The organism is Clostridium sp. Marseille-Q7071 (genome assembly GCF_965112025.1).
Genome location: NZ_CBCOPR010000001.1, coordinates 3,958,689 through 3,971,039, shown reverse-complemented (window position 1 = coordinate 3,971,039; position 12,351 = coordinate 3,958,689). Strand labels below are relative to the sequence as shown.

Below are 12,351 nucleotides of genomic sequence, written 5' to 3'. Positions count from 1 at the left end.
ATTTATTGATGTTGTTCCAAATTATGCTGCACCTCAGGGGAACCCTAAAGGGCTTCACTACTGTTCCCCAGAGGTGGGAAAACTAACCATTGTATTGCTAGTTAAAAAATCCATTAAATAAATTATTTTAATTAAAAATAATTTCCACCTTAATTGTGAATTTTGTATTGTGAATTGTGGATTGAAACACTCAAAAACGTAGCTATATTCAGCTATAGATTAATTTTCAAAGTAGTTTATCTATATATAAGGTATTTTTAATGTTGTACAAGTAATTAAATTTATAATGTAGATTGGAGATATATTCTTGTTTAGAAAAAATAATAAAAAGAAAAAAAACGTAATTGAGGTGCTGCCTGCTCCAAAACCAGACAGACGTATCATTTCAAATGCACCAGATCCAGAAAATATACGAAAATTAAAAGATCGTAGAGGGTTAAAAAATGTTGAATTAGAAGATAGAGGGCATGAGGCAGATGACATACAAAAACTACATATGTTAAGTCTGAGGTATATAGCAAATTTTGATGTTATGTTAGTTAATCATAATGAAAAAAATAGAAGCAAAATAAAAGCTAAAGCTCTTGATATTTCTTCAACGGGCATTCTAGTTGAATTGGAAGCTACAGATGTTGAATTTAATGTAGGAGATAAATTCAAGATTAAATTTGATCTTCCACCGGGCACTATGCCAGAGGGATTTGAGTCTAAAGTTAATACTAATGGCAAGGTGGTGAGGCATTTTACTAAGCAAAATGGAGATGTGGATAAACTTCATGTGGCTTTTGAATTTGAGAAAAACCTTTTTGACTATTTTCAAAAAAAACGATGGGGTTATTCTGTATATACTGCAAGTACTATTCTATTTGTAGTAGTATCAATCATCATGCTTATGCGTGTTGAAAGTGTTATATATTTCAAATACAATATATTCTTATACTTTTATAGCATCATTGCAGCAGCATTCTTACTATCCCGATATTTTTTCGGAGCGTTATATAGAAATGTGCCTATAAATCCTAACTACACTCCAGGAGTATCAATAATTGTGCCTTGTTTCAATGAAGAACAATGGATTCAAAGAACTATTTTAAGTTGCATTAATCAGGATTATCCTATAGATAAATTAGAAGTGATTATTGTTGATGACTGTTCCACAGATAGATCTGTGGAAAAAATAGAAGAGATGGCAGAAAAACTTTATAATGAGGCAGAACGTTATAAACTCAAGGAACGTTTAAAAGTATTAAAATTATCTCAAAATGGAGGTAAGCGTGTAGCACTGAGTAAAGGTGTTGAAAAGGCAAAACATGATTTAGTTGTCTTTGTGGATTCTGATAGTTTTTTAGAGCCTGAGGCAATAAAAAATCTTGTTCAACCTTTTCAAGATCCTAAAATGGGTGGTGTTACTGGACGTACAGATGTCGAAAATAAATATACTAACTCGGTTACAAAGATGCAGACCGTTCGTTATTATATTGCCTTTCGTATTATGAAAGCAGCGGAATCATACTTTGACAGTGTAACTTGCCTTTCCGGTCCACTATCTTGTTATCGTAAGGAATTGGTAGTTGAGCATAGGGATGCTTGGCTGAATCAGAAATTTCTTGGACAACCTGCTACTTTTGGAGATGACCGTAGTATGACTAATTTTATTATGAAAAATCATCGTACTGGGTATCAAGATAGTGCAATATGTTCCACTATTGTTCCCTCAGATACAAAGGTTTTCTTGAAACAACAGATGCGATGGAAACGATCATGGTTACGTGAATCTTTAAGAGCTGGTTCTTTTATATGGAGGAAGGAACCTTTTATGGCATTGTTTTTTTACATAGGTCTTATAGTACCTATTGCTGCGCCAATAGTAGTGCTGTACAACTTTATTTATGTTCCTATTGTTCATAACGTACTTCCAACTACTTTTATTTTAGGAATTTTACTTATGGCATTACTTATGAGCTTTGCACATTTATTATTCCGAAAGAGCAAGTTATGGATTTTTGGAATAGTATTTTGTCTTTTTTATGAAGTAGTACTTTTATGGCAGATGCCAGTTGCTTGGGTAACATTTTGGAAATCTACTTGGGGAACGCGAGAAACACCAGAGGATATAAAAGCAAAAAATAAAAAAGCAAGGAAAAAGAATAATAAAAAGAATGATAAAATTAAAACAAGCATTTAATTCTAAAGTACTATTGAAGCATTAGACTTTTAAGATTTCTTTTTTAAAAGTATATTTTGCGTTAGATAAATAAGTAGATATTCATGATAGTTTAGGTTATCGTGGAGTTCTGATGAAGGAGTATGAATATAGGGTTCCTTAATGAAAATTTAACTTATACATGATTTTAATTTCCATAATAAAAATTTTTTTCTATGAATGAAAAATTAAGAATGAAAGATGAAGAATTATGGTTAAAACTTCACGGTTAAGACCTTTGAAGTTTTTTGAGAATAAATTTTATTTTAAGAAATTCACTAAGGGTGAATTTCATCCTAAATTTTTCATCCTAAATTATTAATCCTTAATTTTTAAGGGGTTAATATGTTTTTATAGGAAATTTATTTTCCAGAGTATATATTAAGTTTTCGCATTGTATCCCTATAAGATAGGTAAGCATACTGAACAGTTATTTTTAATATGTCTTATCTATAGAAAGATTGTAAAGTAATATGTGAGGGATGAATAAACATGAATAAAAACACCCGCAGTAATGAACTGAATTATCGTAAGAAAAACCGTATTAAAGTGATTAGAACAGTAATACAAGTACTTATTTTATTGATTTTCTCAGTGCTACTAATTAAAGCACTATTTGGTATTAAAAAATATGAAGAGCCAGATAAAAGACAGTGGGAAAATAAAAATGGCTTTATTGCATTGTCATATTTTGGGGTGGGACGTTCCGGTACACCTAAATTAATATCTAAAAGTCAATTAGATAAACAACTAGAGACTCTTTATAATTTAGGTTATAGAACTATATCTCAGCAGGATATATTAGATTTTTACAATGAAGGAAAGCCATTACCCGAAAAAGCACTTTTCTTAACTTTTGAGGATGGACGAAATGACTCTAGTTTGTTTTCACAACCAATACTTGAAAAGTATAATTACAAAGCAACAATGCTTTCTTATGCTGACAAGTTAGAGGGAAAAGATTCTAAGTTTCTTCAATCAAAAGATTTGTTAAAATTAATGAAAAATGGGTTTTGGGAACTTGGAACTAATGGATACAGATTGTCATATATAAATATATTTGATAGATACAATAATTATATAGGAATGAAAAGTGAAACTGAATTCAAAGATAAAAAAAATGCAACATACTATGACCATTATCTTATGGATTTTATCCGCGACAAGGATATGATTCCGATAGAAAACCGAACTGAGATGGAGGCACGGATAAATCAAGATTATATGAAGATGGAAGAAGTTTATAATCAGAAACTTGGTTTTATGCCTCAAGTATATATGATTATGCATGCTAATTCTCTTTACAATGGTATGAATAGATTAGTTGAAGATGTAAATTCACAGAATATACAACAAAAATTTAAAATTCATTTTAACCAAGAGGGAGTTAGTTACAATAACGGTGCTGAAGAGCTATATAATCTTAAAAGATTACAACCTAACCCATATTGGTATACAAATCATCTTTTGATGAAGATTAATAAGGACACAGGACAGAATCTAGCCTTTGTAATGGGTGACGAAAACCGAGGAAAACAATGGAAGCTTATTAATGGTGCTGCAGAATTTATAGGAAACAGGATTGTTCTTACATCTCCAGCAGAAGATAGTGGGGTATTATATTTAAAAGATAGTGATGATTATAATAATATTAAGTTAAGTACTAGGATTGAAGGAAATGTAGTAGGTAGGCAGAGTATACTTCTTCGTTATGATAGAGAAAAGGACTCTTTTGCAAACATTGCATTTCAGGATAATCAAATTATTATTGAAGAAAAAGCACCTATGAAAGAGCTTAAAAAATTATTTTCTTATAAATTTGAAGATATAAAATTGGATGGGGAGGAAATATCGCCTCAAGATATAAAGGAATCCTCTACTAAAGTTGAAACACCAAATAATAGTATGGTAGAAACAAAGGAATATTCCATTAATATTCAAAGAAGCAGAGATGTTGAGATTATTACGAATGGGAATAAATTAGAAATTTGGGTAGATAACATTTTAGTAACAAAAGATATAGAAATAGACAGTACCATAGTAAAGGGTGGGGTAGCATTAGAATCCAAATACAGTGAAATCAATAAAAAAGACACAATATACGATGGGGTATTTGATGATTTAAAGATTCAACAGATTATAAAGGAAGAAGATAGTGAAATGCCTATTCTGTTTTATAATGGCTACACCAAATCTCAAAAAATAGCTAAAGATGTACAAGACTTTTTCAATTCATTAGTTGACTGGGCAATAGAAACCTTTTAAAGACAAGGTGTCTTTAAGAAATAATAGGACAACATTTTGGTTTTATTATTTCTTGAAGATGTCTAATGTGAATGGAGATAAAGAGATGTTTCTTGGGAAGAAAGCTAATAAAAAGATATTTTTTGTAATTATAATCACCATTATAATTTGTATTTTAATCCTATATCGCGGAATAGGACCTGCTTCAAGCAATAATGAAGATATACCTAAAGAACCTCATGAAAAGATATCAGCATGGATTGTTGACTGGCAATGGGAAGCTGGGATTAAGGATTTTAAAGAGGTCAGAAAAAGTTTGTCTAGTTTGCAGGTCTTTGCAGCATATTTTGATTATCATGATAATTTGTATTTTACAAATGAATTTGATGAGGTTCTACCTGAAATTATAGAAATTAATAATGATAATAGGCTAGTTAATTTATATATCACAATTGTAAATGATAGATTTAATGAAGAGGGTAAAGCTGTTCAGAAGGATCCAGAGTTATTAAAAAGGTTGATGGCAACAGAGGAGAGTAGGAATAATCATGTAGATGAAATTATCAATATGGTTACACAAAAGGGATTTAGTGGAGTAGAAATTGATTATGAAAATATAGATGATGATATATGGGAAAATTATATTGATTTTTGCTCCAAACTCTACCAAAGGCTTAGCAGTATCGATAAATCTCTTAGAATTGTTTTAGAACCCAAAAGTCCTATAGAAAAGCTAACATTGCCAGAAGGACCTGATTATGTGATGATGGCTTATAATCTTTATGGATATCACAGCGGTCCTGGGCCTAAAGCAGATGAATCCTTTATACGTGATTTAGGTTTAAAGATGGGAAAAATTCCAGGTGATAAAATTATAGCCTTTGCCACAGGAGGATTTGATTGGAGTGACGATGGGAAAGTTACTGCTTTAACAGAAAGTGAAGCAGTTAAACTATCAGAAAAAGCAGTTGATAATCCTAAACGAGATGAATCAAGTGAAAGTGTTTATTTTAATTATTTTGATGATAATAATATTAACCATACTGTTTGGTATGCAGATAACAGAACATTAGACGAATGGTTTAGCATTTCAAAACAGTTAGGATATAACAAAATTGCATTATGGAGACTAGGAGACATGCAACAGAAAACACTGGATTATCTTAACCTTGATGCTAATCATTAAAAAAATTTAAATAGACAAGTTAAACTTAAAAAAGAAAAATCCTTAATATAGATTTTTTCATGATGAGAAATTTTACTTTAACAAAATGAATTCTCACAAATGAATAAAAATAAGGAAAGGATGCGAGATGAGTCTCGCATCCTTTTTTAAAAATATTTTTTATGAAATTTAAAATTATATTAAATTTAGGTAATTATTTTCGATATATTAGATAATTTATATATTTTCTTATATTTATAAGATGACATTATAATACATTAAACACAAAAAATTGACAGAAAAGATTGACAATAGACAATTAGTATATTAAAATATACATAATGTGGAGAATCCTGTAAGAATGAATAAAAAGAGGAAATAGAATAATAAAGTTCATCACATTTGATATTGTATTAAGAACACTTTTCTTATCCAAAATATGGATAAGGAAAGTCTTTATTATGTTTAAGGCAGATTATAAAAATACCATTTATGTTTTATATATTATTATCGATAATATTAATATGCATTATATATATGATTTCTTAGTGAAAAATTAATTCATAAAGAGTTAATTTCAAATATAATTAAGAATTTTGCATTATAAATTGAAATACTCAAGGGTGCAGCTATATTAGCTATGCATTAACTTCTTAGGTAGTAATAGGAGTATTTATTTAGATATCTTAAAAAATAGCTGTAAGTATGGTAATTTGTTTTGTGCTATGTTGCTTCGCAAAGACTATTGATATTGCCATTATCAGTGGAATCTATTGGCATGTGCTGTACAAAATATTTAGCCAATCTTCCAATAGTTATTTTATTTTAGATATCTTAAAGTATTTCAAGGTTATAAAGCTATATTTATGAAAGGGTGTGGGTATTTTGAAATTTAAAAAAATATCAAATGTTTCTTTATCTATGAAATCTAAAATTATATTAATAACATCACTGATAATAGTGTTGTCGAGTTTTTCTATGGGTTACATATTTTATAGTAATATGTATTCTCACACTGTAACTCAACTACAAGGAGATGCTTTAAATATTGCAAAGTCAGCTGTTACAGTAATTGATGGAGATGAATTTGAAAAACTTTCAAAATCTTTAAATGGAAGTGATAAATTTTATATTGATACAAGAAAAAAGCTACAAGCATTAAATAATAGTATCGGGAAAGGTATGTTATATACCTTTGTATCAAATGACTCAGACAATTATACATATGTAATTGATGGAAGTGATGCAAATACAGAAATAGGATATAAGCAACCAAAAGCTGATTTTTCAAAAGAGGCAAAAAAAGCCTTTGATACAGGTGAAGCACAGGTAAGTGAAATGTATTATGTTGAATCACTTAAGAATCATTATATATCAGCCTTTGTTCCAATATTAAATTCTGCTAATAAAGTAGTTGGAGTAGTAGAATATGATTATAGGGGATCAGACCTTTCAGAAAGGACACATCAATTAACTGTAATAATAATCTTAGTTACCATTGTTTTAATTGGAATTTCTATAATTATTAACTATATTGCTTCAAAAATTATGCTTAAACCGATGGGAGCACTAGTGAAATCAATAAATACTATTGCAGAAGGAGATTTAACTTTACCTATTGACACTTCTAGAAAGGATGAAATAGGTAAAATTAACATTGCATTAAGTAAGACTGTTGACTCATTAAGAGATATGATAGAAAAAGTTCAAGTATCTTCTAAAAAGGTTACAGAAGCAGCCCAAGGAATTCTAGAAAGTTCATCAGATTCATCAAGTGCTTCTGAGGAACTGACTATATCTACAAATGAGATTTCTTCAATATCAACTGAGCAAGCTACGAAAACACAAAATATAAAGGATGTTTTAGATAAATTAGATTCTGACATTCAAAATATTTTTACTCAAATAAATCATACTAATAAAATTGCGTACAAAACATTAGAAGATACTAATAATGGAACAGTAGTAATTAAAAATACCAAGAATCAAATTGATAATATTGAAGGTAGTATCAATAATGTAAATTCGGTTATTACAGAATTAGCACAAAGTATTAATAAAATACAAGGTATATTAACAACAATATCAAGTATTGCTGATCAAACCAATCTTCTTGCATTGAATGCAGCAATTGAAGCAGCAAGAGCAGGTGAAGATGGAAAAGGTTTTGCTGTTGTAGCAGATGAAGTTAGAAAACTTGCTGTGGAATCAAACGCAGCAGCTAGTGAAGTAGTAGATATAATTGGATTTATGAATGAACAAACAAATAATGTACTGCAAGCAGTTTCTGTCAGTGTAAATATGACAAAAGAAGGTAAGAAATATACTGATAATGTAAGTGATACTTTTGAAGTAATAAAAGATTCTAATGCAGATATAGAAAGCAAAATAGTTGAGATTAAAAATTCAGCTAGCGAAATAGTATCAAACATTGGAAATATAAACGAAAGTATGAATGAAATTGATAAAGTATCAAAAACAATAGATACAAATGCTATGAATTTAGCAGCAGTGACTGAGGAGCAAATGGCTTCATCAGAAGAATTTAAAGCAATGTCTGAATTCTTAAATAGAGAAGCTGAAGTATTAAACGAAAGTATTTCTAAGTTTAAGGTATAGACAAGCATTTATAATTAACAAATATAAAATGCCAGGTGTAAAGGTAATTAAATTATTAATACCTTTTACATCTGGCATTTATTACATTATACTAATTTTTATAAGTGTCTTACTATTTTTTAGTATTATTTACTATTGGAATTTCTACAAAACTTTCACTTGTGTTAAATGTAAAGTTTGTTGTTTTTAAAGGTCTTACAGTAAATTCGGCATCTGTAGATAGTATTATTAAGCCTATCTTGTGACCTTTTTTAACAGTATAATCCATTGGTTGCATGTCCAAATTAAATGTATATTCTTGTCCAGGTTGTATAGTGTCTACACGATAATTTGCTACACGGTTTTGTGCATCCATCCAACCACGAGAAATAACTTTATAGTCTGTTTTTTCACTATCCATAACAAAGTTTATTATATCATCAGAACCTGCATTACCACCGTATATTATACCATTAGGAACTACAACTTCTGTTTTTGTTGTAGGTCTATATTCAGGACCATAATCTACAAGCATTGCACTTATATTGGCAGTAGGCTTATCTATAGAGGCTTTTATAGAAACATTTATAGTTCCACTTATTCTTGTATCTTCGGTAACAGGTTCACTTACATAGGATAAACGATCAGGTCTTTTTACTTCAGGTTCTTTAGCTATTGTATCTAACCATTTAGTAAAATCAGGATTTTCTCTATCAAATTGTGATAATGATAAGTCATCAGAGAAAGTTTCTTTCAAATCTTTTTTTACTGGACTAAATGTTAATTTACCATTTGTACCATCATTATCAAGATAAAATTTAGTATTTTCTCCTTTTACAGGCCAAGTATCGAATGTTTCCCATTTAAGGTCTGTATTGTTTTGTATTGTAGCAGTAGGAATATCTTTCATTACATTGTTATCTATATCATAAAGCCAATGAGCAAACCATCTACCCATTATATCATTGTAATCTATTCCCGCTAAATTATTGATGCTCATATGATCCCCTTGATGTAATATAACTTTACGTGGCACATCATATTTTTCAAGCTCTTTCCATAACATATCAAATTGTTTAGTTTTTACATTCCAGTCGCTAAGACCATGAACTAAGAATACACTTGCCTTTATTTTGTCAGCATTATTTAAATAATTACGCTCGTCCCAAAATGTATTGTAATCTCCTGTGTCACGATCTTGATCAATTTGCATTTGCTTTATATTCTTTTCAAATAATTCTTTTACTGTAGAATAATCTTTAGGATCAAACATTCTACTCATACAATATGTTGCTAATAAGTCAGCATCATCTCCTTGCCAACCTAAAGCCGGAGAAGTTACACCATTTGATCTATAATAATCGTACCAGTTGCTTATTGCAGCTACAGGAACTACTGTTTTTAATCCTTCTACTCCTGTTGTTGCTGCAGCTATAGACAATGTACCTAAGTATGAGGTACCTGACATCCCTACACTTCCTGTACACCAGTCAGCAGATACTTCTATATTGTCAGTTTTATTTGTGAATGCTTTAGTTCTTCCATTTAGCCAGTCTATTACAGCAATAGTTGATATTGTTTCATCTACTGAACCAGTACTTGTAACACCATCAGAACCTAAAGTCCCTATACCACCAGAAAATACTATTGCATATCCGCGAGGCAAGAAATAATTATACCATCCACCAAATTCAAAAGGCGCAACTCTTCCGTTTCCTGCTTTACCTGAAACTTTTCTTGGAGCAGGAATTGTTTTTTCCACTGGTTTATACTTTATATCTTCATAAGTTATGTTACTTTGTGGACTTACAGTTAAATCTTTATCTACATTATGAGTGATATAAAGATCATCATTTGTTCCAGGACGATAAGGGCTTACCTCAAATATTGCTGGAACCTTCATTCCTTTTTCAGTTTCAATAGGACGTTTTATCCATACTTCAAGTAAATCACGCTTTCCATCAAGATCTGTATCTTGTGGTGATTCCACATAAACTTTTTCATAAATAGCCTCATCATGTTTAAATATAGGTTGAGGCTTTCCGTCAAATACAAGTATTTCTGGTACATCTTTATTTTTATTAAAATCCATCATAAAACCAAATTCTAATAATACTTCAAAATATTCACGACCACTTTTTGTCTTTGCTTTTAAACAATCGTTAAGTGCTTTTGCAAATTCATCATTTGTGAATTTACTTTTTTCTGAAGGATTAAGACCAATAGATTTTGAAAATTTTATTATATTTTTATTTGTAAAATCGCTTCCTTGCTCATATCCTAACAGCTGAAGAACAATCTTATAAAACTCTTCCTCACTTACAGATTTGTTTGGGTTAAATTTATCTTTATCAGCTTGTATTAAGCAAGCTTTAGGATTTGCTTTTATATATGCAAGTATATTTCTCTCTTCTATGGAACTTACTGATTTATAATCTGAAAAGTTTTCTGTTCCTTCAAATTTTTTAGCTTCATCTTCAAGTCCATTTAACCTTAAAAGTATAGTTGCAACTTGTATTCTTGTAGGTTGTTTTGCTGCATATTCAGGTGTTAATCCTTTTTCATCGCCTTGAATTAGACCAAGGTTATTCATAGCAGTCATTTCTTCACTGATGATATTAGTAGATGATTTAATATCATTTGTAGCATATGCAACTGGAGTTACTGAAAACATTAATGTAAAAGTTAATACAATAGATATAATCTTTTTCACAACTTATCCCCCCTAATAAATGTCAGGCTCTCTAATTAATTAGTTGGCCTTATCAAATTTTGTCCTGTTTTTCAGTTACTTTGTTAAAAGTTTTTATTTTAATTTAAAATTTTAAAGAATTTCTTATCATCTCCCCTCTGGTAAAATAATGAATGCATTCAAGATTTAATTATATCATAAAAATATAACCTAATATTCAAATATAGGGATAAATTCATAAAAATTACCTGTAAAACTTGTAGAAAAAAAGAAAATATTGCCTCTATATGTCTATACTAGTTATATTTTTTGACATATTAATCTCTACTTTAAATCTTCGTATAATATAATAAAGGCTTTAAAATTAATTTTTATATCTCTAATTTTTACTATACAGTGTTACTATTTTTTTCTAGTATAATAGAATTTTCAAGGAGCTATATGATTTTAGAAAAAAATGCTAGAACTTGTATATTTTTCATCTAGTTATCAAGATAGTTGGGTGAAAATGGATAAATAATTCACCTATTTAAATTAAAGGAATAAAATGTTACTGAGATAATTTTATTAATGGAGGAATTCCTGTGGGATATTATATTAGAGTAGAATCAGAGGTAAGAATTTATGTAGAGGATATTAACCCAATGGGGGAGAAAATAATCCTCTTTATACATGGTTGGCCTGCAAATCATAACTTGTTTGAATATCAGTTTAATAAACTTCCAGAGATGGGATATAGATGCATTGGAATTGATATTAGAGGATTTGGTAATTCAGATAAACCATGGGAAGGCTATGACTACAATCGATTAGCTGACGATGTTCATTGTGTAATTGAAACACTTGAGTTACAAGATATTATACTTGCTGGTCATTCTGTAGGAGGAGCAATTGCTATTAGATATATGGCTCGTCATAAGGGGCATGGGGTATCTAAACTTGCTTTGTTTGCTGCGGCAGCTCCAAGCTTTACTAGACGTCCAAATTTCCCTTATGGATTACCAAAGGAAGATGTAACTAAACTAATTGAGGAAACATATAATGACCGTCCTAAAATGTTACGGGAATTTGGAGATATGTTTTTCTTTAAGTATATAACTGGACCTTTCTCAGATTGGTTTTTCCAATTAGGATTGCAGGCGGCAGGATGGTCTACAGCTAAACTTGCAATTTCCCTTAGAGATGAGAGCTTGTTTTCTGATCTCGGAAAAATACATGTTCCTACTTTAATTCTTCATGGTGTTCATGACAAAGTTTGTATGTTTTCATTGGCTATTGTACAAAAGGAAGAAATCAAAAATTCTAAGCTTGTGCCATTTGAAAACAGTGGTCATGGATTATTCTGGGAAGAACATGAAAAATTTAATAAGGAATTGATAAAATTTATTGAGAGATAAATCTTTTATCATGCAGAGAATAAGAAAACACGAGGTCTAATTTAAGGACCCC

The 12,351-nt window shown here is 30.0% G+C and carries 6 protein-coding genes; 5 read left to right on the top strand and 1 reads right to left on the bottom strand.

Annotated elements, in window-relative coordinates:
- Positions 1-349: 349 nt before the first annotated feature.
- The 4 genes from ACWPW7_RS18870 to ACWPW7_RS18855 all read left to right on the top strand — a co-directional run bounded on the left by ACWPW7_RS18870 (position 350) and on the right by ACWPW7_RS18855 (position 8,231).
- Positions 350-2,185: a glycosyltransferase gene (locus ACWPW7_RS18870; protein WP_454054763.1), complete on the top strand. Its 1,836-nt coding sequence runs from the start codon at positions 350-352 to the stop codon at positions 2,183-2,185.
- Positions 2,186-2,695: 510 nt separating this feature from the next.
- Positions 2,696-4,468, top strand: a complete 1,773-nt coding sequence (locus ACWPW7_RS18865) for a glycoside hydrolase (protein ID WP_454054762.1) — start codon at positions 2,696-2,698, stop codon at positions 4,466-4,468.
- 85 nt (positions 4,469-4,553) lie between these two features.
- Positions 4,554-5,633: a glycosyl hydrolase family 18 protein gene (locus ACWPW7_RS18860; protein ID WP_454054761.1), complete on the top strand. Its 1,080-nt coding sequence runs from the start codon at positions 4,554-4,556 to the stop codon at positions 5,631-5,633.
- A gap of 864 nt (positions 5,634-6,497) precedes the next feature.
- Entirely contained in the window at positions 6,498-8,231 is a 1,734-nt protein-coding gene (locus tag ACWPW7_RS18855) for a methyl-accepting chemotaxis protein (protein ID WP_039633662.1), read from the top strand.
- A 112-nt stretch (positions 8,232-8,343) separates the two neighbouring features.
- Here ACWPW7_RS18855 and ACWPW7_RS18850 read toward each other — a convergent pair whose 3' ends face one another.
- Positions 8,344-10,923 carry a Xaa-Pro dipeptidyl-peptidase gene (locus tag ACWPW7_RS18850; RefSeq protein ID WP_454054760.1) on the bottom strand — a complete coding sequence of 860 codons (2,580 nt, stop codon included), beginning with the start codon at positions 10,921-10,923 and terminating at the stop codon, positions 8,344-8,346.
- Positions 10,924-11,486: 563 nt separating this feature from the next.
- On the opposite strand from ACWPW7_RS18850, the gene ACWPW7_RS18845 reads away from it, so the two are divergent.
- Positions 11,487-12,299, top strand: a complete 813-nt coding sequence (locus ACWPW7_RS18845; RefSeq protein ID WP_454054759.1) for an alpha/beta fold hydrolase — start codon at positions 11,487-11,489, stop codon at positions 12,297-12,299.
- Positions 12,300-12,351 lie beyond the last annotated feature (52 nt).